At 58.8% G+C, this 24,759-nt stretch carries 26 protein-coding genes and 1 tRNA gene; 12 read left to right on the forward strand and 15 right to left on the reverse strand.

Annotated elements, in window-relative coordinates; translation table 11 throughout:
* Nucleotides 1-8: 8 nt before the first annotated feature.
* Nucleotides 9-836 carry a hypothetical protein gene (locus K0V07_RS10755; RefSeq protein WP_220621392.1) on the reverse strand — a complete coding sequence of 276 codons (828 nt, stop codon included), beginning with the start codon at nucleotides 834-836 and terminating at the stop codon, nucleotides 9-11.
* A gap of 36 nt (nucleotides 837-872) precedes the next feature.
* Nucleotides 873-2,135 (reverse strand): urea ABC transporter substrate-binding protein, encoded by a 1,263-nt coding sequence (locus K0V07_RS10760; protein WP_220621393.1) that lies wholly within the window; start codon nucleotides 2,133-2,135, stop codon nucleotides 873-875.
* 228 nt (nucleotides 2,136-2,363) lie between these two features.
* Between K0V07_RS10760 and K0V07_RS10765 the strand changes: the two genes are divergently transcribed.
* Together K0V07_RS10765 and K0V07_RS10770 are read left to right on the forward strand one after the other, a co-directional pair.
* Complete coding sequence (locus K0V07_RS10765; protein ID WP_220621394.1) at nucleotides 2,364-4,037, forward strand: hypothetical protein; 1,674 nt, start codon at nucleotides 2,364-2,366, stop codon at nucleotides 4,035-4,037.
* 15 nt (nucleotides 4,038-4,052) lie between these two features.
* Nucleotides 4,053-5,561 (forward strand): hypothetical protein, encoded by a 1,509-nt coding sequence (locus K0V07_RS10770; protein WP_220621395.1) that lies wholly within the window; start codon nucleotides 4,053-4,055, stop codon nucleotides 5,559-5,561.
* 148 nt (nucleotides 5,562-5,709) lie between these two features.
* Here K0V07_RS10770 and K0V07_RS10775 read toward each other — a convergent pair whose 3' ends face one another.
* Nucleotides 5,710-6,606 carry a polyprenyl synthetase family protein gene (locus K0V07_RS10775; RefSeq protein WP_220621396.1) on the reverse strand — a complete coding sequence of 299 codons (897 nt, stop codon included), beginning with the start codon at nucleotides 6,604-6,606 and terminating at the stop codon, nucleotides 5,710-5,712.
* Between the two features lie 180 nt (nucleotides 6,607-6,786).
* Here K0V07_RS10775 and K0V07_RS10780 point away from each other — a divergent pair, with 180 nt between their 5' ends.
* The 4 genes from K0V07_RS10780 (at nucleotide 6,787) to K0V07_RS10795 (ending at nucleotide 9,638) form a co-directional block, all read left to right on the forward strand.
* Nucleotides 6,787-7,308 carry a DUF4013 domain-containing protein gene (locus K0V07_RS10780; protein ID WP_220621397.1) on the forward strand — a complete coding sequence of 174 codons (522 nt, stop codon included), beginning with the start codon at nucleotides 6,787-6,789 and terminating at the stop codon, nucleotides 7,306-7,308.
* An 11-nt stretch (nucleotides 7,309-7,319) separates the two neighbouring features.
* Nucleotides 7,320-7,583: a zinc ribbon domain-containing protein gene (locus tag K0V07_RS10785; RefSeq protein WP_220621398.1), complete on the forward strand. Its 264-nt coding sequence runs from the start codon at nucleotides 7,320-7,322 to the stop codon at nucleotides 7,581-7,583.
* 11 nt (nucleotides 7,584-7,594) lie between these two features.
* Complete coding sequence (locus K0V07_RS10790; protein WP_220621399.1) at nucleotides 7,595-8,281, forward strand: hypothetical protein; 687 nt, start codon at nucleotides 7,595-7,597, stop codon at nucleotides 8,279-8,281.
* 145 nt (nucleotides 8,282-8,426) lie between these two features.
* Nucleotides 8,427-9,638: a hypothetical protein gene (locus K0V07_RS10795; RefSeq protein ID WP_220621400.1), complete on the forward strand. Its 1,212-nt coding sequence runs from the start codon at nucleotides 8,427-8,429 to the stop codon at nucleotides 9,636-9,638.
* A 41-nt stretch (nucleotides 9,639-9,679) separates the two neighbouring features.
* Here K0V07_RS10795 and K0V07_RS10800 read toward each other — a convergent pair whose 3' ends face one another.
* Complete coding sequence (locus tag K0V07_RS10800; protein WP_220621401.1) at nucleotides 9,680-10,180, reverse strand: NYN domain-containing protein; 501 nt, start codon at nucleotides 10,178-10,180, stop codon at nucleotides 9,680-9,682.
* A gap of 12 nt (nucleotides 10,181-10,192) precedes the next feature.
* The gene (locus tag K0V07_RS10805; protein ID WP_220621402.1) at nucleotides 10,193-12,475 is read right to left on the reverse strand and encodes a copper-translocating P-type ATPase; all 2,283 of its coding nucleotides are present in this window, start codon (nucleotides 12,473-12,475) and stop codon (nucleotides 10,193-10,195) included.
* A gap of 164 nt (nucleotides 12,476-12,639) precedes the next feature.
* Here K0V07_RS10805 and K0V07_RS10810 point away from each other — a divergent pair.
* From K0V07_RS10810 to K0V07_RS16535, 3 genes are all read left to right on the forward strand, one after another.
* A tRNA-Ser gene (locus tag K0V07_RS10810) sits at nucleotides 12,640-12,727 on the forward strand.
* Between the two features lie 278 nt (nucleotides 12,728-13,005).
* The gene (locus K0V07_RS10815) at nucleotides 13,006-13,155 is read left to right on the forward strand and encodes a hypothetical protein (protein WP_220621403.1); all 150 of its coding nucleotides are present in this window, start codon (nucleotides 13,006-13,008) and stop codon (nucleotides 13,153-13,155) included.
* 117 nt (nucleotides 13,156-13,272) lie between these two features.
* Complete coding sequence (locus K0V07_RS16535; RefSeq protein ID WP_255567955.1) at nucleotides 13,273-13,539, forward strand: hypothetical protein; 267 nt, start codon at nucleotides 13,273-13,275, stop codon at nucleotides 13,537-13,539.
* A 969-nt stretch (nucleotides 13,540-14,508) separates the two neighbouring features.
* Here the strand turns inward: K0V07_RS16535 and K0V07_RS10830 are convergent.
* From K0V07_RS10830 to K0V07_RS10865, 8 genes are all read right to left on the reverse strand, one after another.
* Nucleotides 14,509-15,459, reverse strand: a complete 951-nt coding sequence (locus K0V07_RS10830) for a hypothetical protein (RefSeq protein ID WP_220621404.1) — start codon at nucleotides 15,457-15,459, stop codon at nucleotides 14,509-14,511.
* 98 nt (nucleotides 15,460-15,557) lie between these two features.
* The gene (locus tag K0V07_RS10835) at nucleotides 15,558-16,055 is read right to left on the reverse strand and encodes a hypothetical protein (protein WP_220621405.1); all 498 of its coding nucleotides are present in this window, start codon (nucleotides 16,053-16,055) and stop codon (nucleotides 15,558-15,560) included.
* 78 nt (nucleotides 16,056-16,133) lie between these two features.
* Nucleotides 16,134-16,769: a hypothetical protein gene (locus K0V07_RS10840; RefSeq protein WP_220621406.1), complete on the reverse strand. Its 636-nt coding sequence runs from the start codon at nucleotides 16,767-16,769 to the stop codon at nucleotides 16,134-16,136.
* A gap of 10 nt (nucleotides 16,770-16,779) precedes the next feature.
* The gene (locus K0V07_RS10845; protein ID WP_220621407.1) at nucleotides 16,780-17,463 is read right to left on the reverse strand and encodes a hypothetical protein; all 684 of its coding nucleotides are present in this window, start codon (nucleotides 17,461-17,463) and stop codon (nucleotides 16,780-16,782) included.
* A gap of 97 nt (nucleotides 17,464-17,560) precedes the next feature.
* On the reverse strand, nucleotides 17,561-18,205 hold the full coding sequence (locus tag K0V07_RS10850) for a hypothetical protein (RefSeq protein WP_220621408.1): 645 nt from the start codon (nucleotides 18,203-18,205) through the stop codon (nucleotides 17,561-17,563).
* Between the two features lie 38 nt (nucleotides 18,206-18,243).
* Complete coding sequence (locus tag K0V07_RS10855) at nucleotides 18,244-18,702, reverse strand: hypothetical protein (protein WP_220621409.1); 459 nt, start codon at nucleotides 18,700-18,702, stop codon at nucleotides 18,244-18,246.
* A 16-nt stretch (nucleotides 18,703-18,718) separates the two neighbouring features.
* The gene (locus K0V07_RS10860; protein WP_220621410.1) at nucleotides 18,719-19,276 is read right to left on the reverse strand and encodes a hypothetical protein; all 558 of its coding nucleotides are present in this window, start codon (nucleotides 19,274-19,276) and stop codon (nucleotides 18,719-18,721) included.
* A gap of 78 nt (nucleotides 19,277-19,354) precedes the next feature.
* Nucleotides 19,355-19,858, reverse strand: a complete 504-nt coding sequence (locus K0V07_RS10865) for a hypothetical protein (protein WP_220621411.1) — start codon at nucleotides 19,856-19,858, stop codon at nucleotides 19,355-19,357.
* 568 nt (nucleotides 19,859-20,426) lie between these two features.
* Here K0V07_RS10865 and K0V07_RS10870 point away from each other — a divergent pair.
* A complete protein-coding gene (locus tag K0V07_RS10870; RefSeq protein ID WP_220621412.1) occupies nucleotides 20,427-21,548 on the forward strand; it encodes a hypothetical protein in 1,122 nt (373 codons plus the stop codon).
* Nucleotides 21,549-21,745: 197 nt separating this feature from the next.
* On the opposite strand, the gene K0V07_RS10875 is transcribed toward K0V07_RS10870, so the two are convergent.
* Nucleotides 21,746-22,033 carry a helix-turn-helix transcriptional regulator gene (locus tag K0V07_RS10875; protein WP_220621413.1) on the reverse strand — a complete coding sequence of 96 codons (288 nt, stop codon included), beginning with the start codon at nucleotides 22,031-22,033 and terminating at the stop codon, nucleotides 21,746-21,748.
* Nucleotides 22,034-22,127: 94 nt separating this feature from the next.
* On the opposite strand from K0V07_RS10875, the gene K0V07_RS10880 reads away from it, so the two are divergent.
* Together K0V07_RS10880 and K0V07_RS10885 are read left to right on the forward strand one after the other, a co-directional pair.
* A complete protein-coding gene (locus K0V07_RS10880) occupies nucleotides 22,128-22,817 on the forward strand; it encodes a PEP-CTERM sorting domain-containing protein (RefSeq protein ID WP_220621414.1) in 690 nt (229 codons plus the stop codon).
* A gap of 51 nt (nucleotides 22,818-22,868) precedes the next feature.
* Nucleotides 22,869-24,164 carry a PEP-CTERM sorting domain-containing protein gene (locus K0V07_RS10885; protein WP_220621415.1) on the forward strand — a complete coding sequence of 432 codons (1,296 nt, stop codon included), beginning with the start codon at nucleotides 22,869-22,871 and terminating at the stop codon, nucleotides 24,162-24,164.
* Nucleotides 24,165-24,413: 249 nt separating this feature from the next.
* On the opposite strand, the gene K0V07_RS10890 is transcribed toward K0V07_RS10885, so the two are convergent.
* Nucleotides 24,414-24,683, reverse strand: coding sequence for a hypothetical protein (locus K0V07_RS10890; protein WP_220621416.1), 270 nt, complete (start codon nucleotides 24,681-24,683; stop codon nucleotides 24,414-24,416).
* Between the last annotated feature and the right edge of the window lie 76 nt (nucleotides 24,684-24,759).

Raw genomic sequence — 24,759 nt, forward strand, 5'->3', positions numbered from 1 at the left:
TTAAAAAATCAGGGAGCCGGGTAGAGCGCTTCTTTATCGCCTGAGCTAGTCGGTGCTGCCTCCGGAGAGTTCAGGAGGGGGCGCATGGTGGCGTCGAAATGACCGGCCTCGATCAGCTCGATGAGCTCGGGATAGCCCACGAAGCCCTGGAGGCCGTCGGCTTGGGCGAAAAACTTAATATCGGTGGCAAGCAGCGCCTCGCGGTAGGCCTGGTAGCGCTCCTGATCCAGATAATAGAGTCCGAGCTGGGCGTAGGCACGCTGGGCATAGGTGCCGTAGTTCGCCCACTCTTCGAGGCCCGCCACCGGATCAGGGGTGGTCAGTATCTGCCGGAAGGCGATCTCACCGGCCAAGGGGGCGCCACGCTCGTTGCTTCCCAGGGCGAATGTCGCCTCCGTCGAGGGAGTGGGGGCGTCCTTGGTCTGTTTGAGCAGCGGCTTGACCACTTCGTCGTAGCGGCCGTCCTCGATGCTTTCGGTCAATTGCTCGTAATTGATAGAACCTACGATACAGCCCGTCATGGTGGGCACCTGCAGGTGCAGCTCGCGAAAGCGTTCCTTCATCCCATCGTAGCGATCGTGGTCGAGATAGTAGCAGGCGACCATGGCGTAGGCCTTACCGACGCCTCCACCCTTGTCGAACCACTGCCGGAACCCCGCCTCGGGGTCATCGGAGAGGAATATCTGCCGGAACTTGATTTCACCCGGCGAGGTCGAGCCCGCAAAGCCGATCCCGCCAAAGGCGAAAAAGCCCGGCTGATCCGTGCCGGCGGCATGGACGAGAGCCGTGCCCGCAAGCAGCGCGGTGAGCAGGAGACGATGGATCAGGTGGCGCATGGTGAAAAGAGAGTGGCGTCGTTCGAGAAAGCGGACTTAGCGCGGGGCGGTCCAGGAGCCTCCCCACTGGCGGTTCAGGTTGTTGATGTAGGCCTCCCACTCCTCCTTACCGCGAAAGACCGGGTAGGGCTCGGGGCGCACGGGGACGTCGCTTTGCCAGACGATGCTGAAGTTACCGTCCGGCTCGACCTGGCCGATGCGCACGGTCTTGAAAAGGTGCTGATTCTGCGGGTGGACGAAGACCATCCCCTCCGGGCCCTGCAGGCTCTGTGCGCCCAGAAACTGGCGCACGGCGTCGGCATCGTAAAAGTGGTCGTAGTTCTGGATCTCGGCTTCACGGGCCTCGGCCAATGCCTTGGCCCACAGCATGACGCCGTCGTAGGCGGCCTCCATCGGGTCGGAGGCGATGGCGTCCTCACCGTAGTAGCGGCGGAGGTTTTCCAGAAAGGCGCGGTTCGCAGGGCTGTCGATGCTCTGGAAGTAGTTCCAGGCTGCGTAATCGCCGACCATGTCGCGCACACCGGCCTCGCGCAGCTCGTTCTCACCGATGCTAAAGGACAGGGTGGGGATGTCCTCGGCGGTGATGCCAGCCTCGCGCAGCTTTCGGAAAAACAGGGTGTTCAGGCTGCCGTTCAAGGTGTTGATAATCGCGTCGGGCTTGGTTTCCTTGATCTGCTCGATGACGGCGTCCAGCTCGCCCTCCTTCAGCTGCTGGCCGGAGAGGGGGAGGTAGGCCTCACCCGCGACCTCGGCGTCGAAGGCCTTGAGCTGGTCCTTGATGATGGCGTTGGCGGTGTGGGGGAAGATGTAGTCCGAGCCCACGAGGAAAAAGCGGTGCCCGAGGTTTTCCATCGCCCAGTGGACCGCGGGGATGATCTGCTGGTTGGGGGCGGCGCCGAGGTAAATGATATTGGGGGAGCTCTCGATACCCTCGTACTGCACCGGGTAGAAGAGCAGGCTGTCGTACTGCTCGACCACGGATTTAACGGCCTTGCGGCTGGCAGAGGTCCAGCAGCCGAAGACCGCCACCACGTCGTCCTCGGTGATGAGGCGCGCGGCCTCGCGGGCAAAGGTAGCCGGGTCGGAGCGCCCGTCGGCCACCACGTACTCGACCTTTACGCCGGGGATGAGGTGGCGCTGGTTGACCTCGTCGATGGCCATGATGGTGGCATTGATCACCGGGGTCTCGGAGGCAGCCAGCGGGCCGCTCTGCGAGTGGAGGATGCCCACCTTGATCACCTCGCGGTTACGCTCGGCCTGATCGCAGCCGCTCGCCAACACGATGAGCGTTACCGCCATGAATGCCGTCAGGACTTGTCGCCAGCCAATCATCTGGCCCCCGATCATTGGCAAAACCCGCTCTGTATCAACCTTTTTCGCGGGAGATGAGCGGGCTATACAGGAACTTCGTGTGCTTTTCTCTTTCTACAGAAACGGTCTTTGCTAATGTTACGGGCGTGTGCTAGACGGATGTCTTTACCGCAAGCCACGTACGTGTCCGCACGTTGACTGCATCTCACCGCCTCGATGAAAATCCTCGCCTTCGTCTCGCTCCTGCTCGCGCTGCTGTTTTCGCTGGCCGGGCTGGCCGTGCCGGCGCAGTTCGGGTCGGTCTCGGCGACGTGGCTGGAGGCGGCCGGGCGAGCACCGGATGCGGAGACGCTGGAGGGCGAAGCGCAGGCGTTGCTCGATCTGGGTAAGACCGGGCCTGCCGCCGTTCTGGTCGAGGCTGAGCGCATGGGGCGCTCTTTAAATGATCTGCCGGAGACGGAATCACCGCTGGCCGCAGAAATCTCCGCCTACCGCACCGAGCACCCGCAACTGGCCTACATCGGCGGGCCGGACCCGTTTTTCGAGCAGTTCCTCAAGCTGATCAAGGTGCCCGAGGACCAGACGGGCCCCGTCACGGTCAACGCCCTGCTCATCCCCGCCCGCAACCGGGCCGAGCTGCTGGCCTTTCTGCAAAACTCCAGTAACGCCACCGTCCTGAAGCTGCTCGAAACCCGTGAGCTGACCACGGTGACGCGATTCATGCCCGTCTCCGCCCCGGCCGGAGCCCCGCTGGAGAGCGCGATTTTAACCAGTGCGCTGCTCGTGCAGGGGGAGGACTTTTCCCCGCAGACCGTGCGGGCCATCCGCGCCCTCGCCACCGCCGCGCTGGAGGGTGACAACACCGCGGTGGACAAGCTGGAGGCCTTTTACCTCTCCGTCCTCGGCTCGGCCGGGCGCATGGACTGGGTGACGCTGGCCGAGTGGACCAGCCATGCCGAGAGTTGGACCGATTTGACTGCCTTGACCACGCTTTTACGGCAAAACAGCGACTACCAGCCGCTGCTGTACGGGGCCGTCCTGCTCTCGGACAACCCCCGCGCCGTGATCGACTATCTGGGCCGTGCGCCGGACGAAACCGTCTGGCGGGATCTCAGCCTGGCGCTCGTTAACGGCCAGGCTGCGCTCGGGGCCGTGTTGGAGTCCGGTCGCCCCGTGTACCACCCGCCCGTCTGGCTCGCGCCGCTGGTGGGCAGTGTGCCTGCGGGCTGGATCGATCTGGCCGTCGGCCATCCCGTCGCCGCCCTCGCGCTGAAGCTGGTGCTGTTTTTCCTCGCCGGGTTCTTCCTGGCCATGTGCCTGAAGCGGATTTTCGCCGGACAGGCCATGCGCGAGGCTCGCCGACGCGGCCTGCTCGCCGTGGTGGTGGATGCCGGGCTGGGGGGGGCACTGGTGCTCATCCTCGTGCTCGCCTCCGAGCCGAACCTGCTCGCCCAGCCCGTGTCCGAACCGGGCAAGAGCTTTTTGGAGTTTGAAATCGTCAACCCCGCTGACATCATAAAGGAACAAGGTATGGATATTCCTCAACTCGACCAGGTCACATTGGTGGTGCTGCTTATCTTCTTCGTCTTGCAGCTGCTCATCTACTCGATCTGCCTGATCAAGCTCGCTCAGGTGCGTAATGCACCGGTGCCCTCCGCCATGAAGATCAAACTGCTCGAAAACGAGGAGAACCTCTTCGACGCCGGGCTCTATGTGGGCCTGACCGGGACGATCATCTCCCTGCTCATGCTGGCCATGGGTATCGTACAGGCCAGCCTCGTGGCCGCCTACGCCTCCACGCTGTTCGGGATCATCTTCGTCGCCCTGCTAAAGATCCTCAACGTCCGCCCCCTGCGCCGCAAACTCATCCTCGAAGCCGGGGTACGGTAGCTTTTTTGTCCGATTATGAATCGTTCCCTTCTGCTGGTGATCTGTGACTTCCTGCTGCTGAGCATGCTCGCGCTGGCGAAGTTTGACGAGCCCGAGGAGGCGCAGCAGGAGGAGGTGACGCAGGCCGTTCAGCACGACACGCTGGCTGATCAGGACTTGATAGAGGTGCTGCGCATGTCGCTGGAGAGCGAGCGCGACGACCGGGTCGAGCTGGCCACGGACCTTGAGCAGACGAAAAAGGAACTCGATGAGCGTGAGCAGGCGCTGGCCCAGAAGGAAGCCAGCCTGAACAAGACGCAGGAGAGCCTGAGCGAGACTCAGAAGCGCGCCAAGGAGCTGGAGGCCCAGCGCAAGAAGCTCACCGATGATACCAAGCGGCTGGAGGAGGAGCGCAAGCTGTTCGCCCAGCAGTTTGACGAGGCGCAGGACCGGCTCAAGCAGGCCGAGGCCGACCGGGTCGAGCTGGCCAAGAATTTAGGCGCTCTCAAGGAGGACTCCGCCTCCTCGAAGGAAAAACTTCGCCACCTGCAGCAGCAGGTCAAGGAGCGGGAGGAGGCACTCGCCGCCGCGCAGGCTGAGAAGGACCGGCTCGCCGCGCAGGCCGCACAGGCCGAGGCCGCCAAGCAGCAGCTATCCACCCGGCTGGAGGTCGCCGAGGCTCAGACGCAGGTCCTGCAGGAGTCGCTGAATACCGCGCGCGCCGATGTGGCGGTGACCCGGCAGGAGAAAGAGGTTGTCATGCAGCATGCAGACAAGCTGGCCGAAGGGGTGGGCGTGCTCGCGCAGTCCACCGACCGCATCGCCGACGAGGTCAAGAAGAGCAACCCGCTCTCGCTCAACACGATTTACCAGAACTTCCTCAAGAACCGCGTACGCGTGCGCTTCGACACCGAGGAAAACGCCCTGATCGGAACGACCAAGGGCAACTACGAGGTCGAGACCAGCCTCATCGCCGAGGGGGACAAGGCCTACGCCGTCCTGCATCTGGCCGACACACCGTTTAACCTCAGCTCGGCGGGCCGGGGCCTGCTCAGTGCCGAGGGGCGGATCATGATCGGCGGAAAGGCTTTCCGCTTCAAGCGCCTGTACTTCCTCGCCGCAGACCCGCGTCTGGCCGCCGTGCCTCTGCCGCTCACCGTGGCACAGGACAACAGCGTGGAGACTTTCGCCCTGGCGGGTGAGCCCCTGCGCTTCCCCGAGGCTGTGCTGGTGGACAGCGGTAACGGCGGCTACGGTGAAGTGCCCTTCAAACTCGACCCGCGCGACACCCGCTACCTGGCCATGCAGACCGACCTCTTTAACCGAATCTTCGGAGACTTCTCGCCCGGCACCGGGGACGCGGTTTTTTCCAAGACCGGGGACTGGATCGGGCTGATGATCAACTCCGATGCCGCACCGGTGATCGAGAGCCTGGCGGTGAACGGCAGTGTCGGCCTGGGCGACCAGTTTAATGCCGATGATACCCGGCGCGCGCTCAGTGGTCGCGCCACGGTGCTGAAGAATCTCCCCTCAGGCCTGCGCTAGAGGCAGTGTACGTAGACCTCTCCACGAGGAAGCGCTGACACGAGGGCAACGCATCACACCGACTGGCCAATCCGCACCTGCGCTGGCTTCGTTTTTTTTAAAGCAAAGGGCTCCGCCCCTGTGTGGAGCGAAGCCCTGAAAGGGGCGTTTAGTTGACGCGCTTTTCCATCTCCCGGATGAGGGCGATGAGGAAGGCGTTGTTGCCACCGAGCTTTTCGCAGGCGCTGACAGCAGCCTCGGAGTGCTCGTGGGCCTTGGCGCGGGAGGCCTCCAGCCCGTAGAGGGCAGGGTAGGTGGACTTGTTGTTCTCGGCGTCGGCACCGACGGGCTTGCCGAGGGTCTCGGCGTCGGCGGTGGCGTCGAGGATGTCGTCGATGATCTGGAAGGCCAGGCCGACGTGATGACCGATCGTGCGCATGACCTCGACGGTCTCGGCGGGGGCATCCGTGAGGCGAATCCCCATGGTGAGGCTGGCCGTGATGAGGGCACCGGTCTTGTTGCGGTGGATGAAGTCGAGGCGCTCAGGGGTGGGCTCGTCGCGCTCACCGAGCAGGTCTTCCATCTGGCCACCGATGAGCTTTTCCGAGCCGGCGGCGTCACCGAGGTCACGGACGAGGCCGACGGCGGTGGCGGGGGCCTGCTGGTACTTTTCGGCCAGCAGCCAGAGGGACCAGGTCAGGAGGGCGTCCCCGGCGAGCAGCGCGGTTTCCTCGTCAAACTGCTTGTGACAGGTGGGGCGACCGCGGCGCAGGTCCGAGTCGTCCATGCAGGGCAAATCGTCGTGAATCAGGCTGTAGGTGTGCAGGCACTCAAGGGCCACGCAGGCGGGCATCGGGTCCAGCTGCGAGGGGAACATGGCGTGGGCAGCCTGGAGGAGGACGGGGCGGATGCGCTTGCCACCGGCCTGGAGGCTGTAGCGCATAGCCTCATGCAGCACGGCCGGGCGGGTGTCGGCGGCGGGCATGATCGCGTCGATGGCGTTTTCGACCTTCTGCTGGTATTGCTGATAGGTCGCCTTGAAATCCGTAATTTCGGTCGTGGACATAGATTCTGATCTTTCGCTTGCGCTGTCCGGGCTGTCGCCTAGGATGGGCGCTGAGATTATAACCATCTATTTTGGCCAATGGCAGAAACTCAACTACATCCGGAACTGGCAAGCGTGGAAACGATTTGCGGGAGGATTTTTGCGGATCAGAGTGCATGGCGTAAAGTCTTAATTGGCGGCTTGTTGTGCCTAAGTATTATCGGGCTGCCCTTTGCCTTTGGCTATTGCTGGCGCTATCTGGAGCAAATCCGTGCGCGGGGCGACTTTTCGCTGCCCTCCTGGAGCGAACCGGCGGAGCTGCTGCTGCCCGGCCTGAAGGCCCTGGCGGTCTTTATCGTCTGGTTCTGTCTGCCCTGGGGGATCGCCCTGGCGGTGCAGGCGTTTCTCGCATTTATTTTCGGCCCCCTGGGCTTTCTGGCCATGATCGCCTGCGCGGTGGTGCTGTGGGGCGTGTGCGGGCTGTTCGTATCGGCCTTGTGGGCCTTTCAGCGTAACGACAGCGACTGGCGCATCCTGATAGACCTTCCTCTGATCTGGAAGCCCTTCGCCCGCAACTGGCGGCGTCTGGTGGTCTCGGGGCTGGCCTTTCTCGGGCTGGTCGGGCTGTTTTTTCCGCTTCTACCCTTCGCGTTTTTTGGTGGATTTCTCCCGTTGCTTGGGTATACTTCACAGGTTTTTATCCTTACACAGGAAGCCAGTTAACCAAGCGAAACATGCCGACTTACGATTACCATTGCAGCGCCTGCAACAAGGACTTTGAGCACTTTCAGTCGATCACGGCCGAGCCGTTGACGGAGTGCCCGCTTTGCCAGAAAAAGGGCAAGGTTCAGCGCCTGATCAGCGGTGGCGCAGGCATCATCTTTAAAGGCAGCGGGTTTTACGAAACCGACTACAAAACCAAGAAGGGTGCCAAGCCCGCCGAAAGCAAGAGCGAGGGCGGCCACTGCTGTGGCTCCGGTTGCGGCTGCAAAAACTGATCCCCCTCCCTATGTCCAGAAAGAGCCAGCGCCAAAAAGACGTCGAAAACCGTTCAACCGGCGGCTTGCTCTTTTCGCTTTTTCTGGCGGCATGCTGCGCAGTGCTGGGCTTTATGCTGGGGGTGGCGCATCTGGCGCTGATACCGACACAGACGGTGCGTCGGCTTCCTGCGGCAGACGAGAGAAACCCGCGCATGGTCTACTATGTGCAGCCTCCCGGCGGCACCTCGGCGACCTACGGCGTCCGGGTAAACGAGTTGAGTTCCGGGCCTGCGGGTACGATCCGCGTGTCGCTCGCCGATATGAATTCCTGGTCGGCGGCGACCTTTAGCTTCGTCCCTCCCAAGGAAGACGAGAGCAACATCGCCATTATCCCGTCCGCTCCGCGCTTCAACATCGTAGACGGCATGCTAAACGTGTCGACACTGCTGGAGGTCAAGGCATACGGCAAAAGCTACAAGCTCCTGCTTCAGACTCAGGGGACATTTATCCAGACCGGCACGGGCGTAGAGTTTGTCCCCACCGAGACCTGTCTGGGCTCAGCGCGTCTGCCCAGTCATGTCGTCGCGCCGATGGTAAACGATTTTATCTTCCAGGTCTTCACTTCCTCGGAAGTCATGACCCCGCTGGTGCAAGGTTGGGAGCAACTCTCGGATGTGAGTATCGAGGGTGATACGCTTAAACTCGTTAAAAGCTGAGCCTCGGCGCTCGTGAGTTGCCGTGTCAGCGTTGAAAACAGTCGTTCGGGTCGGGCTTTTGCTGGCGTTCATGCCAGGGGCTGCACTTTGGGGTGCAGATGATGCCGGCGTTGAAGCGGCCCAAACACCCGCCGCTGCCCGTCCTGTGCGCAGTACACCGATGCAGGTGGGACCGGTGCTCGATGTTAGCAAGGCCCGGGAAAAGGCTTCGCCTGAGGGCGACTCCGCCGATGGGATGGTGATGCCGCAGGTGCAGGTGCGCTTGACGCAGAACAACTATTTCCAGGTCGCTGGAGAGGACTATGTCTCCGTGCAGTTTGTGACCCATATGGCCGAGCAGGCTGGAGAGCTGGGCTACTCGCTGGTGCCTTTATCTAATGCCTTGCCGCTTCCGATTCTGGTCGAGCTTGTTCCGCCGGACAAAGCTGGATTCGAGGCCGACTTTATGATTCGCCCGCAGCCCAACGGCGATGTGCATGTAAGCATCCGGTGGGACGAGGACACGCGTTTCTCGCAGGTTTGCCAGGCGCTGATGAGCGCTTATCTCGTGCGCTGCGCAGTCTGGCGCTTTGGTCTGGATGCTGCCGCTGAGGTGCCCGACTGGCTGGAGCTGGGAGCGGGCCTCTCGCTTGAGGTTCAACTGCGGCCGGCTCTGATCGACGACATTGTCCTGCTTTCACGCGAAGATGAGCCCTGGCCACTGGAGCAGATATTTGCTCTGCAAGGGATTGAGGCGATGAACTCTCCTGAGGCCCAGCGGCAGTGCCTGTGGCTGATTCGTTTCCTGCAAAATCAGTCGCCCGACAGTGAACACTTTAACCGCTTGATGGCGGGGTTCCTGAAAAACCTGCCTCCGTTCCATCTGCTCGTCTCGGCTTTTCCGGAGCAGTTAACGGATGAACAAAAGACGGCACTATGGTGGGCAGTCGGCTACGAGATGGCCGTACGCGCCCGGCAGACACCCTTTTATTCGCTGAACGATTCGCTGCGGCTCCTGCGTGAAAGCGCCTCGATCACCGCGGAAATCGACGGTGGTGATGTGCGTGTGCGGGCCGATAATCTCTACCCGTATCGCGGTAATACTCTGATGGCCAAAGCCGCTCTCCAGCGGGTGCGCGAGATCAAGCTCCAGCTCCAGAAGGTCAACCCCGTTTACTATAACTCGCTGCTGACGCTCGGGATGGTCTACAGCTCCTGGATTGAGCTACCCGCACCGGGTGACGGCGATCCGATCGGGATGCCTGAGGACCCGACGGAGAAAGAGCAGGCATTTTTCGATGCCCTCGATGCCTTCGTGGGCGATGTGCAGGCGGCTCAGGTTCTTGACGCGGACATCCAGCAACTGCTCAACTGGTAATCCCGTTAATTGAAACCGTCGCGAGCGGTCAGTTTTATCTTTTAGCCCAGTACGTCCCAGGGGCTCGGGTCGGGGGAGTTCGCCCGGTCTTTACGGCGCTGCTTGCGCAGGGTGTCCGCCTGCTGGCGTGCACAGCGGTCGACCCAGTCCATCAAATCCTGAGGAGTCAGCACGACCGCGCCAGAGGCCCGGATGGACTCAGCCACGAGGTTGTCCCGTGTAGCCACCGAGCAGCGGGTCGAGTCCTTGGCGTGGGCGACGAGCTGCTCGATCACGCCATCGGCGGAGAGGCCGGTGGGGGAGAAAACAACCGCGAAGGTCTTTTCCTCTGTGGGGTACTCGACCTGTGGCTTGGCCCCGCGCCCGTCAAAAACAACCGTGGTGCGCACGCCGCCCATGTCGTGGATGATGCGCACCATATTGAGAAAAATCTCCCGCGTGCCGTCGATGTCACTCTTGAGCAGGCGGCGCGTCTCCGGCCAGGCATGCATCAGATTATAACCGTCGATGAGCAGATGCTCCTGGCTGAATGGCTCGGGCATGGCGCAGGGGTCTCAGTCTTGGAGCCGGGCGGACTTCAGGCGAAGAGCGTTGGTGATGACGGAGACCGAGCTCAGGCTCATCGCCGCCGCAGCGATCATCGGGCTGAGCAGCACACCGATCAGAGGATAGAGAACGCCAGCGGCCACCGGTACGCCGATACCGTTGTAGATAAAGGCGAAAAAGAGATTCTGGCGGATGTTACGCATGACCGTATGGCTGAGCGCGATCGCGTGGTCAACGCCGCGCAGGTCGCCTTTGACCAGGGTGACGCCCGCGCTTTCAATCGCGACATCCGTCCCCGTGCCCATGGCGATTCCGACATCGGCCGCACTGAGGGCAGGGGCATCGTTCACGCCGTCTCCGGCCATGGCGACGCGGCGCCCCTCGGCCCGGAGCTTTTTGACGGCTTCGATTTTATCATCAGGCTTGATCCCGGCGCGGTACTCTTTGATCCCGAGTTTTTCGGCCACGGCCTTTGCTGTGCCCTCGTTATCACCGGTGAGCATGACCAGGCGCACGCCCCGTTTTTGCAGGGACTTAACGGCCTCCGGGGTGCTGGCTTTGATCGGGTCGGCCACGGCAATCAGCCCGGCGACTTTGTCCCCGCGGACGACGGCCATCACGGTTTTACCCTCGGCACTGAGGGCTTCGGCTTTGGCTTTTAACGTGTCCTCAAGAGCGGCCCCTGCGTCCTGCGCAAAAGCCATGTTACCGACGCGGATGCTATCCCCGTCAAGTTTACCCATGATGCCCCCGCCGGTTACGGACTCGAAGTCCTCCACCTTGTCAGGCTTGATGTCGCGCTCCTTGGCGGCCTGAGCAATGGCGGCGGCCAGGGGGTGCTCGCTGCCTTGCTCCAGAGCGGCAGCCATGCGCAGGACCTCGCGCTCGTCTTCACCTTCGGCAGCGACCAAATCCGTCAACGTGGGTTTTCCCTCGGTGAGGGTGCCGGTCTTATCAAGGCAAAGCGTGTCGATCTTTTCCAGTTTCTCCAGGCTCTCGGCGTTCTTGATCAAGATGCCTTCCTTGGCGCCACGACCGACGCCGACCATGATCGAGATCGGAGTGGCCAGCCCGAGCGCGCAGGGGCAGGCGATGATCAGCACCGAGACGGCGTTGACAAAGGCGAAGGCCAGGGCGGGGGAGGGCCCCCACAGCGCCCAGCAGATAAAGGCGACGACGGCGATGCCGACGACGACCGGGACGAAGACTCCCGCGACCTTGTCGGCTACGGCCTGCACAGGAGCGCGGCTGCGCTGGGCTTCGGCGACCTGAGCAACGATGTGGGCGAGTACGGTGTCGGCGCCGACCTGTTTAGCCTCCATGATAAATGAGCCTCGGCCGTTGATCGTGCCCCCGGTCACGGTGTCGTCCACCTGTTTCTCTACCGGCACGGATTCCCCGGTGAGCATCGACTCGTCCACCGAGCTGCTGCCCTCGACCAGCGCACCGTCCACAGGGATCTTTTCGCCGGGACGTACCCGCAGCCACATGCCCTCCTCGACGTCGGAGACGGGGATCTCCTCCTCACTGCCATCGTCGTGAACGACACGCGCGCTCTTGGCGGCCTGATCCATCAGCGCCCGCAGCGCCTCACCGGTACGCCCGCGTGCGCGAGCCTCCAGCATCTGGCCCAGCAGGACGAGCGAGAGAATGACCGCTGCTGACTCAAAGTAAACATGTACTCCGCCGCCTTCGCTCCGGAACGAGTCCGGGAAAATGCCCGGTGCGATCAGCGCCACCGTGGAGAATAAAAAGGCCGCGCCAGCCCCGCACATGATCAGCGTGAACATGTTCAGGTTGAGCCCTTTGAGGGAGTTAAACCCGCGGATAAAGACGAAGTTGCCCGCCCAGAAGACCACGGGCAGCGTCAGCACGAGCTGGACCCAGCGGTTAATGCCCTGCGGGAGCAGATCGTTCATGCCCGGCCAGAGCATCGGCAGCATAGCCAGTAAAAAGACCGGCACGCTGAAAAAGAGCGAGCCCCAGAAGCGCCGCGACATGGCCCGGTACTCCTCGCGGGCGGCCTCGTCGCCAGCGGTCGGGTCCTCGGGCTCCAGCGGCATGCCACAAATAGGGCAGGGGCCGGGCTTGGGCTCGCGGACACTGGGGCACATCGGGCAGATGTACATGGTCACACCGGGTACGACTGGCCCGGCCGGCTTGGCGCTGCTGTGGTGGTGCTCATGCCCGCCGTGTTCACCGCCGCCATGGCAGCAGCAGGCCTTCTTTTCCGGCTCCGGGCTGGGAGCGGGTTTTTCCTCTTTTTTGTGATGTGAGCAACAGTCGGACATGACGAATAAATCACTATAACCACAAGCCCACGGCGTGCAAATCCGAACTGACGGCGGACACCATGCTCATTTTCAGGATGTATCTGCTGCCGGTAAGATAAAAAGGGGTGAAAAAAGCCCTTTCCCTCTCCGGAAAAATCCGCTAACTTGCGCGCCTTTAACCGGGAGAGGTGGCAGAGTGGCCGATTGCGGCGGTCTTGAAAACCGCTGTCCCGCAAGGGACCGGGGGTTCGAATCCCTCCCTCTCCGCCACTTGTGTTCAAATACGAACTATTACCGGGTTTTTTGTAAACATCTCGGAACAAGGACTTTATGAAAAAGTCGATTTTGATTTGGTACCGGAAAGTTCGTAATTGCACGTCCAGGACGGCAGGATCTTTCGAAATTTCGTCATTTTCGGGGTCCACAGGTGTTACACAAATACGCTCGATGAGGAGGTCCAGAAGGCGTTTTTGGTCCTCGAAACAGAGGTGGTCAAAGAGCGCCCGAAAGTTCGATAAGGCCTCGGCCACCATGATTTCGTTCATGAGGTGCCCTTCACGGCTTTTTATCTGAACCTCGATCTGCGACTGCTCCTTTTTGAGTGCCTCCTGCTGCTCGGCCAGTATCTCGGCCTCGGCCAGCAGGACCTTGCTGATGGCGCTTCCACTTTTATGGATCAAGTCGGTGAAGGACTTTAGTTTGCCTGCGATTTCCTTTTGCTGCTTCCGAAGCTCTTTCAGGCGGATTTTTAGTGGTCGGACCGAACGTCTGGTTTCTTTTTCGCTTTTGGTCAGCGTTGCCTTGATGACCTTGGGGTGCTTGCTGAACTCCCCGATAATCTCGATTATGAACGCATCAATGTCTTTTCCGGGAAGGTTTCTGAGCTTACAATCAGAGTCCTTGCCGTAGTTGATCACGTTCTGGCAGGTATAATAATTGCGGGGATTGCCGTCTTTGTCGGGCTTTCCCCCGGCTTTGGGCGACATGGCCTGCCCACAGCACCCGCAGAAGAGTTTGCCCTTCAGGAGCATCTCATGCTTGTTGGAACGCGGGGCGTGCTGCACGGGCTGGCGCTTGTTTAAAACATCGTTCGCTTTTTTCCATAGCTGCTCGGTGACGATGGGCTCCCACAATGCCGGATATTCATGGTTGTCGGGTCCCAGGCGCACGGCTTTGTAAACCGGGTGCGTGACCATGCGCTTGATTTTGTCGGCGCTCCACTTGATTCCACCAACTTGGGAGCCATCCTTGCGTTGGCGTACTCGCGTCCGGTACCCCTTGGCATTCACCGCTTTAGCGACAGCTGCGGGGCTTTTCAGATCAACCATTGAGTTGAAAATTTCCCTGACTATAGCTGCCTCTTGTTTGTTGATGCTCAGTGAACGTTGGGGCGTGCTGTCGTAGCCATAGGAGGTCAAGCCCGGGTGCTTCATCCCCTGTCTGGCCTCACCGGCGAATTTTTCCCGCAGCCGCTCCGAGGTCATTTCGCGTTCGAACTGAGCGAAGGTCAGGATGATATTCAGGACCGCCTTGCCCAGTGGGTTGCTCGTGTCGATGCTCTCGGTGCATGAGCATAATTGGACCCGATGACGCTCCATGATGGCCCACAACTCGTAAAAATCCCGGATCGAGCGGGTCAGCCGGTCAATACGCAGAATCACCAGCACATCCACCTCTCCGGATTCGATCAGGCTGATCAGCCGTGAAATCCCCGGACGTTTCAGATTTGAGCCGCTGCGCCCGGGATCTGTAATTTCCTCCACCAGTTGCCAGTTCTCGTGGGCCTTGACCTGAATCTGGGAACGGTTGGTTTGCTGCTGGTTATCGATGCTGGTAAATTCACCACGGGTTTGCTCGTCCGTACTGACCCGGGAATAGGAAACGCAGCGGACGATGGCGGGGGGCTGAGTGGCGGACTTGGGTTGCTTGGGCATGGTTCGAGATTATTAAAGTGAAAAGGTGTTACAACTGCGAACTTTATGAAGGCCGGTGCGGCTGAGCTGCCCCCCATCCGCTTTCGCGGGGGGGGGGGGGGCAACGTCGCTTGGGGCTTATTCTAAAATGACCCCTTTGTTTTCATAGGGCCTCCACCACTGGTAGCTATTGCCCTGGCAGTGGTGAAGGAAGCGCAGCTTGTGGGGTGCGATCTTTTTTGCGAATGCCAGATAGGCTTGCCGGGCATGGCCTTCGCGGCGGTAGCCATCCATCGCGTCCGGGAGTTGATAGGCCAAGGTGGTGTAGCCTGCTTGCAGCAAGGCCTTGGCGGTCGTGCGGACGGAACTTTGGTGCCGGCTGATGAATTCGGTCCAGACGTGCTCACAACGCATGGGGCGGATGGCCTGGAAGATGTCGCGGGCAAATTTCCGATACTCCTTCTGTGGCAAGATCGGCCCGACCACGACGCAGGTGCGGTAGCCCTCGTTTTGGAGTTGATGAAGCGAGGCAATGCGTTGGGCGGGAGTCGGTGTGCCCGCTTCGAGCGCGGCAGCGAGCGACTCATCGAGCGTGCTCAGTGAGACGCCGTAGATCATCCGCTCTTTATGCTCTTTTAATGCCTCGGCGATCATGGGAAGCAGATTTCCCCGGCTGAGCAAACGGATCTGCCAGTGAGTGGCTTTTAGAATACTGCGGCAGATTTCAATGGTCTCATGGGAGAGTTCTTCGTTGGCGCCGACATCGACTTGGGGCGAGCCCAGCACGACCCGCCGATCGTTCGGGTCGCTGTACTTGGCGGCATAGGTGCGCCCGTCGTAAAGCTGTCGATGCAGGATGTCGGCCGCGTGTCTGCGGCGGATAACGGAACCGCCCAGTGTAAACGGGCTGAGAGGAGAAAGCGGCGAGCACTTTTTTAACAGTTCGGGCGTGAGGCAGTATGCGCAGGAAAAGGCGCAGGTGCTGCCCGCACTGAAGGAAAAACCGTCGCACAATTGCTTCGCCTGGTAGTGCGGGTTTTTGCGCAGTATCTTGGGGGAGGATGTGTAGAGAACTGGCTTTCCGTTCATGGTTTTGGGTGTGATTGACATCATTGAAGTGTGGGTTGGTGATTGATGGGTTGAGGTGAATAAAAAAGGCCGACCTGGCGGGTCGGCCCTTGCGGAGTTCAGTCATCGGAATCGGTCCGGCTGTTGAAGTAATGCATGGCTCGGTCTCGCCTGGCATGCATCCATGTATTGATCTCGTGGATACACATGTCGTTTGCCTCGAGGAGGACGCGCTCCATCTCGTAGAGTTGAAGCAGGCTAAGCATGTGCTGGGCTGGCAGGATGAACATAGGTTCGCAGCTCGGATGAATGCTGTGCTCAATCAGGATGGAAGTGGCCTCAATGGCCGAGACCGTGCCTTGGCGGTAGCAGTCCCGCAGGCAGTCCATTTCTGGCCGCTGGGATCCGGTAAACGGAGACGCCGATGGCAGCAGCCCGCCGGGGATGTCTCCAAGTCGGTAGTGCTGATCCGGGCTGGATGTGTAGAGCTGGATCGCTTCCAGAAGCGTGAATTCGGCGCCGATAAGGTTGTTTTCGGCGATCAGTTTAAAGGCGTCCCAGAAGGCTTTTTCGGCCTTGGGCGATACGTAGTTAGGTTTTGGGGATGATGGTGTCATGATGGTGCTTGAGTTGTGGGTTGAGGGCATAAAAAAGCGCAGGCAGCCGGAGCCACCTGCGCTGGTTTCGTTATAGGTTTAGTCTGTCGTCTGGTCGGTTTCTTCGGCTTCTTCGGCCTGATCTGTGGGCGTTGATTCTGATTCCAGCCCATCTGCATAGCTGTGACAGAAATCCAATACCTCATCATAGTACCGGGCGCGGGCGTTGCGGCGTGTGAGCCAGCGCATCAGGTTTTCGGTGTTGTGTATGGAGTATTCCAATACACCGGCTTCGATCTCGTATAACTCGATCAGGGCCTGCATGTCCTCTCGGCTTGCTTTTAGCAGCGGGTTGGGGACCAGCGGTGGTGACATTTCGATCTCAGCGTGGATTGCGTGAATCGCTGCGATGCGGCCCGCGTGAAAGAGGTCCTTCAAGGCGTCGGTCAGGCGTGCGGATGCCAGCATGTCAGCGAGGTCGAGTTCGTCAGCTCCGCAGTGGCGACCTTCGCTGTGAGCGCTGATGCGGCGGATGCGCGACGAGTCAATCGGGTAGCCCTCTTCGGTGATGTATAAGCCCGATAAAATGTCCTGGGCTTGGCGTACCTTGCCTTGCTGCACGCAGGCGTACGCGGCCCAGAACTCCTGGCTTACCGGCGTGAGGGCCGGACCTTTTTCCATGTGCGAAATCAGGTGGTAGGGTGTGGTTATGAGGTTGGTTTTTATCTTAGTCATTTGTTTGGGATTAGTTGTTGGGTTTGAGGTTGATGGCCTGGCCGTGGACAAGTCCTCGGCAAGCCTCGGCGGAGGCGTGGATGTCACCTTCTCTCGGTGTGCGCGGTGCGAAGGCGTACCCGTGTGAAGTGACGTAAAAGACGAGGCGGATGTCCGCTCGCTGGATGACGATGCAGGCCTCTCCCATCGTCGTGGTGTCGGCCTTGACTCGCGTGATCCCTTTTTCTGGGAGATGCTGGAAGGCCAATCGGAAAGGCACGGCGTCGAAGACCAGGATGTACCCTTCGTGCTGCACGTAAGGAATACCCTGATCGTTGAGGTGGAGCGTGGTCTTGGCGCTGGATGCCAGCTTGCGGTCCTGACCCGGGCACAGAATAAGAATGCCCGCGTCGATGTCGGGCGCGTCAGTGTCTGCGGTCTCCTCGGTGTTGCCTGTCTCGCCGAAAATTTCATCGAATGTATCGACGATGTTGGTGGTGTCGTTGGCCGACTGGGAGAGCGTCAGCAGTTGGCTCACGCGGTCGTCGTCGAGCGGAAGGATGTACTGCTCTTCGCCGGGGGTCGCGCAGCCGAAGTAATACCAGTCGCCGGGGCAACGGTAGAGGGCCCAGGCGCTTTCGGGGCTGCCGAAGCGCTTGTCTTTGCCGATGTTCAGAATCGGAATGGTGGTTGTATTGGGAGGTGATTGTTTCATGGTTTTATGGATGGTTGAGGGTTGGCTCTTGGGTGCAAAAAAGGAGCAACCGGTTGGGGTTGCTCCTTGCGAAAAGAATGGTTTCTTTCGTGATGGATCAGGCATTCGGGTCGCTCTCGATGATTCGCGATGGCGTGACATGAATCGCCTTGTCATGGGTTTTAACTACGGTCTCGTCGCAGTAATGAAAGACGATGGTCGTCTCTGCTTGCCGCAGGTTGAACGTGGGGTTGTTGTCAGTGTCAGCTAGGCTGCCTTCAATGCTTGTGCAGCTGTGTGGGCTGAGTTTTTTGATGGCCGAGCGGTAGCTCGGGGTGTCAAAGACCAGGCAAATATCGCCGAAGACGAGGTACGGGATTCCGGCATGGTTGCAGAGCCCGACGGCCTCCGGCCCGACTCCCCAGATGCGGTCACGGCTGGGAACCAGAGAGAGGATATCCTCTTCGAGTGGGGCGTCCTGCTCCGCGTTGGCGGATTCATCGGCGGACTCGCCAATGATGGCATTTTCGAGTTGGCGAAGGATGGACGTTGTCGCATTCGCCGTGTCAGCGACGGCTAAAAATGCCTCCTGCATGGACGTGCGGACCGGGATCAGGTAGCGCGGTCCTGTGGGCAGATCGCTGGCCATGTAGGGCAAACGATCCGGCGTAAGATACAGTCCCCATCCGCCTTCGGGGCGACCCACACGGGTGTCATGAGTCATGGATACGATGAGGGGTGAGTGGTTGTTGGCTGGTGTCATAATAGGTAATGAATGGGTTTGTGGTGAGTGCGTGTGAACTAGATGTACCAAATGATTCTTTTCCAGGGCGCGTGCTTGTGCTCGCGGGCATTGAGTGTCGAGGGGCGAGCCAGAATTACGGCCTTGTCCAGCCGTTGCGGATCGACGTCCGTCTCGTCGTCGAACATCGCGATCAGCATGAGGTCCTGGCCGAGCCAGAAGCCAAGCGACACCCCGTTCTCGCCTCGGATGATGCCGATGGGGGTGGCGGAAAGTTCGATCAGTTGCAGAGCGGTGATGAAGGTGGGCGGTGTCAGCTCGACGGTCTGTGAGTTGACCAGGTCAAGCAGGCGGTATTGGCCGAGCGCTTCCCGGATGAGCATGGCCTCTTCCGAGAGAGTGAGCATGGCGCAATCGGGAGGAAGCAGCACTGGAGCGTTCTTATCCGCGTTGCTGGATGCATTTGTATTGGCGTTTGGATACGTGTGTTTACGTTTCTTTGAGAATGGATTTTTCATAGTAATGGGGTTGAGGTTAGCATGTGAGGGTGGCGATTCGGCGTGCGGTTTGAATGGTCGAGAAGTAGTACTGGGCGCGGTCCTGTCGCTCGCTTAGCCAGGTGCCCAAATGGCAGCCGCCGATGTTGGCCGAGTTGAGGGTTTCGGCTTCCATTTCATAGAGGGCGGTCAGCGCTTGGGCCTGAATAATGCGCAGGTCCGTGTCGATCATGGGGAATATGCGTGGACTCAGCTCGATCTCCAGGTGTGCGGCGTGGATCGGGCGCAGGCGTCCCTGCATGACCAGGTCGTGGAGGACATCGCTGGTGCCGGATGCGGCCAGTAGTTCCTCCCACGTTAGCTCGGTCGCGTAAAGCGGCAGGCCGTGTGCGAGGGCATCCAGCATGGCGACTCGCCGGGGGCTTTCGTCCTGGTTTTTATCGGAGGTGTATGCGGCGTTGAGGGCTTGTTGGGCCGCTTCGTCATCGCCGTTCACGATCGCTTGGTACGCGTCCCAGAATGGGCCGCTGGCCTCGATTTGAGGCCCACGTGCCATGCGTCGAAACAGGGTTTTGGGTGTGATAATGTTTTTCATAGTTGGTTAATGTAGTTATGGGTGAATACGGAAAAGGCGGGGCCGTTCAGACCCCGCCTCGCTATGCGTGCTTGCCGCTTAGGCGACAAAGGCTGGTTGTAGTTGGGCTTGGGGAGTGACAGGTTTGTCCACCCAGGGCGTGTCCAGCGCAGAGAGCCGGGTAAGGAGCGCGTCGGCTCCGTCGATAGAAGACAACTGTCGTTGTAGGGTTAGTGCGGCGGACTTTGCGCCTTTGATCCGTGCGCCTTCGAGTACTCCGCCTAGCAGCGAATCGAGGGTGTCGAGCGCCGCTTCCAGTGCGCTGATTGCCTGCTCTGGTGAGGCTTCGGGCGGTACGACGATCAGAAATCGTCGCCAGGCTGCCGTGTGTTTGCGGCTGCCGGATTTGTCCAGCGGAGCGGCTGCTCCGAGGGCTTCAGAGCGGTCTTTGACGAACTGGAACTGCTCTGCTTTGAGCCTATCGCGGAAGGGGTAACCTCCGGTCACGTCGATGATAAGTTCGACTTTTTGGTCGGACTCTCGACGTGCGATCAGGTGCGCTGTGGCGGATGTTTTTGTGTTAGTGTTGGCTTGGTCTTGCATATGTTTTTACGTGTTGGTTGATGGTTGTATGAAAAGAGCGCGGCTTGTTTGACCGCGCTCTGAAAGGTTTTATGGATTTTATATCTGAGGTGGCTTATTGACTTTTAGTTTCTTCGATCGTAGCTCCACGGGTTGTGGTGCCGGTTTTTGCTTTCCCTAAAAATAGCTACTACAAGAAAAGAATTACTTCGGGCAGCAGTGCTCCCCGAAGGGGGGCGGGGATGCCCAGTGACATGAATACCTCCCTGAAGAAATAGCGAAGCGGTCTGCTTTTGTGGCCAATGAAACACGTGTTGTGTGAGGTGGATCGGTTTGGTTTTTGCCTATGAGCTTTTTGCCATGTCATGGGTTTATAAATACAAAAAAAGCGCACTGTGTTGGTGCGCTTGATTGGTGGGTTTGCCACTTTTGTCCTTGGTTGTTGCCACTCTTGAGTTTTTCCTTGGTTAGCATTTAAAAGAAGTACATTTTTTCAGTGACTCGGCCTGGGGCGACGCCCGTCAGGTTGACTCGCTATTGGTGTTACACCAGGGCCAAAGGCCCGTCCTACCATACGCTGCAACGCAGCATGCTCCCCTCCGAAGTTCCCTTTTATGCATTCGTGTCGGTTGGGAAGTTTTTAGTCAATACCGACAAAGAGCGGTTTTTGTTGACGCACCGACAATCGTCGGTATTTCTGGGTTGTATCATGAAAAGGTTGTTTCAGATTTTTGGGTGTTTGGTTGCAAGCCATGCCCTGCTTTTGCTCACTGGCTGTGGCCAAAGTGATAACGAACCCCCGTCGGAAGAAGTCCGTGCGGCTGTTGCCAAGGCGATTCCCGCCTCGCTCTCGGTTGTGTCCGTTGAGTACGAGGCGATTCATGTGTCCGAGGGTGCCAGTCTGCTGAAGTTGAAGGCGACGCTGAAGCCTCGGGAAGATTTATGCCGGTCGATCGGGAAAGTGCTGCGAGGGGCTTCGCTGTTGGAGGTTGTTTACCGCAAAGGAGAAAAGATCGTTGTTTACGGTGAGGTCGGGGCTCGTCGTCAGGTTGACCGTTGGACGTTGGGACGTGTTTCGATGGAGAAGGACTGGAGGAATTTTCCCCGACCTGTGTCCGGTTTTCCGGCCGGCAGTGTTATTGCCGGTACGGCCGAGGGTGATGAGGCCGTGAAAGCCTATGAGGCCTGGAAAGCAGAGCAGGAGCAGGCGCGAATCGAGGCTAAGCGTCAGCAGCAACTGCGTTTGCAGGAAGAGGCTGCGCGTCAGAAAGCTGCGCAGGAAGCCGAGTTGGCGCGTGCGGCTCAGGAAAGGCAAGCGCGGTTGGCACGCTTGCAGACAGCGTTGACGCCGGGCAGGCAATACCTCGGGGAGCTGCACTATCGTAAGGATATCCAGCCGGTTCGGTTAAAGATTATTTCGCGGGAAGGGATTGCCGTTGTGGCCGAGTTGAGTAACCCGGTCATGCCCAGTGCTCGCGGAAAGTTGACCGGGACGATAAATCCCGATGCACAGTCAGAGGAGTACGCCGTCGTGTTAGCGATGGTGCCTGATGACAGTGAAAACCCGCTTGGTTGGCACCTGTATGGTGATCACAAGGGGATCCTTTCTTTGAACCTGACCGATGCCGGTGGGTTTGAGGGCGAAGCGGTTTGTGAGTCAGCCGGGCGTGAGTACAGATACAAAATTCGTCTGCAAGCGCTTGGTAATTGAGGCCGTTGTCAGGTCGGTTTCGCTGGGGGATGAGTCGGCTACGCGGTTTAGCCTGCGGCCGACCACCCCGATCTTGTTATATGAAAAATCTCGATGTGAAGTTGCCCTGTCTCATTTTTTTAAAGCGCAAGCAGGCTTTTTACTACCCCTTGCCAGCCACCGCAGGTGGGTGGATTTTTTGACTGCGCTGGGCTTGTTCAGCGCCGGGGAATACCACGGTGCTTCATGAGCTTTATCACGCGTTTTTCGCAGGAGTTATTGAGCTTGGGTAGGTTGGGATGGAACAGCTGCCAGAGATCGATTTCGTACCCTTCGGCAATCTTTTCCAAGGTGTCCAGCCGGATGGCGGTTCGCCGTCCGCCCTCGATGGCCTGGTAGGTTTTGTATGGCAGGTCGAGTAACTCGGCGGTTTCTTCCTGATAGAGAGCGGTGGTTTGCCTCAGCTCTAAAAGGCGCTCGCGAATGGAAAATGGCTGCTTTTTCACGCCGACTATTTTGCCGACTTTTAGCGTTTTTATACACCGACATAGAGCGGTTTATGGTTGACCCCGACAACTGTCGGTACAGAGTTGCCCTGTCATGTCCTACGTATCATTTACTATTGCCCGTAAACTTGGAAATCTAGCTGCTGTGCTCGTCCTGCTGCTTTGTCTGCTGTCGACGAAAGCATCAGCGGAGATATCGCTTGTAGTAACAGGTCCCGACAGCATCGAAGCGGGCGACGATTTCACGATCTACTACACCATAACCTGGGACGAAGGAGATATTCTGCCCGAAAACCCGGCTATCGGTTTTTCCTCCAACCTGATGGCGTTTCCCGCGTACTTCGGGAGCAAAATGGAAATTGAGAGCAGCAACACGCTTCCCAACGATCTCGATCTGACAGTTGAATGGGATGAAACCGGATATCTCAGCAGCGGTGATCACCAATGGCAGGTCGTGAATTATGAAATCATCCAAATGGAGGACCATCGAGAATACATATACACCGAAATCGTAGACCCGATTACCCTGATCGTGGCCCAACACATCAGTACTGATGAAGACCTACCCGATGGGACCTACCGCTTCACCATCGATACGGATCCCAATGACACCTTCGTCTATCTTCTGGATGATACCAATATCTCCTACGACCATATTCAGGAATTTTACCTGAATGTCGGGCCTCAGGTGCCCGAACCCTCGACCTACGCGGCTGCGGTTGGACTGCTCACGCTTCTGGCCACTGTCCTCATCCGGCGTCGGTGCGTTACCCGGAAATTCTAAGCTCACGCTTTTCCCCAAATCCAAGAATTCTGAAACTCCCCTTTTATTGTTATGAATAGATTCGCTGCGCGGGTATGGATATTAATCGTGTGTGCCAGAGCAATGGCCTCTGCTGCCACTACGGACGGAGACATCACCAATGTAATGGATGCGGGTGGAACTGAAGCTTCCCCGGCCCAGTACATACTGGGCGCGTCAGGCCCCTACGATTTGAGTTTAGATGGGACGAGGGTTGGGGACTCCACAAGCTGGAACCAATTGACCATACAGCACGAATCGACTCTCACCATTAGTTCTGGGCGTGGATTGACTGTGGGTAGTCTGGAAGGAAGCCATAACAATCGTGTCGATCTCAACGCCTCCAGTTTGCGTGCAGACTGGGTTGATTTGGGATTTTCGGGGCATGAGAACCAAATGAACATCTACAACGGCAGCACGGTCAGTACGACTGAGGATTTTCGTATTGGCTACAACGCCTCTGCAACTGGTAATAGTGCCACTGTCAGCGGGACAGGATCAAGCCTGACGACAGGCACCTATCTGACGGTGGGTTTCTACTCGAGCGAGAATAAGCTGAGCATCACAAATGGAGGTCAGGTTACGACAGGAGGAGGTGTGACGATTGGCAATGGTGATTCTTGGTCCGGTTCTGGAAACAAAAATCAGGTGGTGGTTGCTGGCTCTCAATCCCGCTTGAGCGTAACCTCCGGGACGCTATGGGTGGGCCGTCTGGGAGATGAAAACACCGTCCTGGTCGAGGGTGGTGCATTTGTAAATGCGGCCGATGATGTGATTATTGGGGCTCAGGGTGGCAACAACAATGACATTACGCTCAGCGGATTTAACTCCATCTTATACGTTGAGAATTCGCTATCATTAGGAGGTGTTAATCCCATAACGAGTTCCTACTCTGGCGGAAATACTCTAACGGTCGAAGATGGCTCCCTGGTTAATGTCGGCTCTATCGTGATCAAAGAGGGAAATGAGGCTGCCGGGGATAATGTCATCCGCCTGAACGGAGGTTACATTGCCTTGTGGGGTGACGTGAGCCCAGAAGTCGATGGATGGCTGAACGATGGACTCATCCTGGTGTGGAACCCTGAAACCTTGTCCTGGGAAGATGCGCTCGGCAGCGAATACTTTGATGTGAGGTACCTTGAATCACCGGAGGATGCTCTCGCTTTTACCGGCTATGACGACCTTGGTGGATACACCATTTTGACATCCATGGTGCCCGAGCCCTCGACCTATGCGGCAGCTTTCGCGGTCCTGGCCCTTCTTGCTGTATGCATGATTCGGCGTCGTCGCCCCCGCATGGAATCGTTTGCGTGCGATAGCGTCAGGTGAATAGCCGCCTGTCGCCCGGCTCTCACGTCTTTCCCGCATGAGCGGCTGAAGTAGGCATTTCAATCAGGAAGCGGTGTCTTCCTAAAGCCCGCAGGTGGTGTCTGCGAGGTAGCTAAGTAAGGCCCGCATTGCCCGTCTCCCTGGGAGTGCGGGCCTGCGGCGTGGGTGGTGGATGGGGTGCGAGGATGGCCCCGAAAAAAGTCGTATCAAGGATGCGAGGATACTCTCAACGACGAGAGGCCTGCGGCGTTACAGCAGGTGAACCGAAAGCTCGGACTCGGGGGCGACCTCTTCCAAGTGCATTTGCAAGTAGCTGCATAAGATATCGCGGCGGTTTTGTTCCGATAGTCCCGGCAGCGAAAGCACGCGCCGGATAAAAAGGTGGCCAGGGAGTCGCCCTTTTAGAACGTCGTACATTCGGGCTCGGTCTGAGTCGAGTGCCCGGGCAAACTCGACACGATTAAGTCCTTTTTCTTCGCGGATGCTTTCCAGTACGTCAGAGAATTTTTTCGTTTTCATGGAGGATTCTTGTTGTCTTTTTTGTGTAGCCATATAAGCTACAGACACAAGCGTTGTTCGTTAATTAATCAACAGA

It is taken from the genome of Ruficoccus sp. ZRK36, assembly GCF_019603315.1.
In the GTDB taxonomy this organism is placed as follows: Bacteria; Verrucomicrobiota; Verrucomicrobiia; order Opitutales; family Cerasicoccaceae; genus Ruficoccus.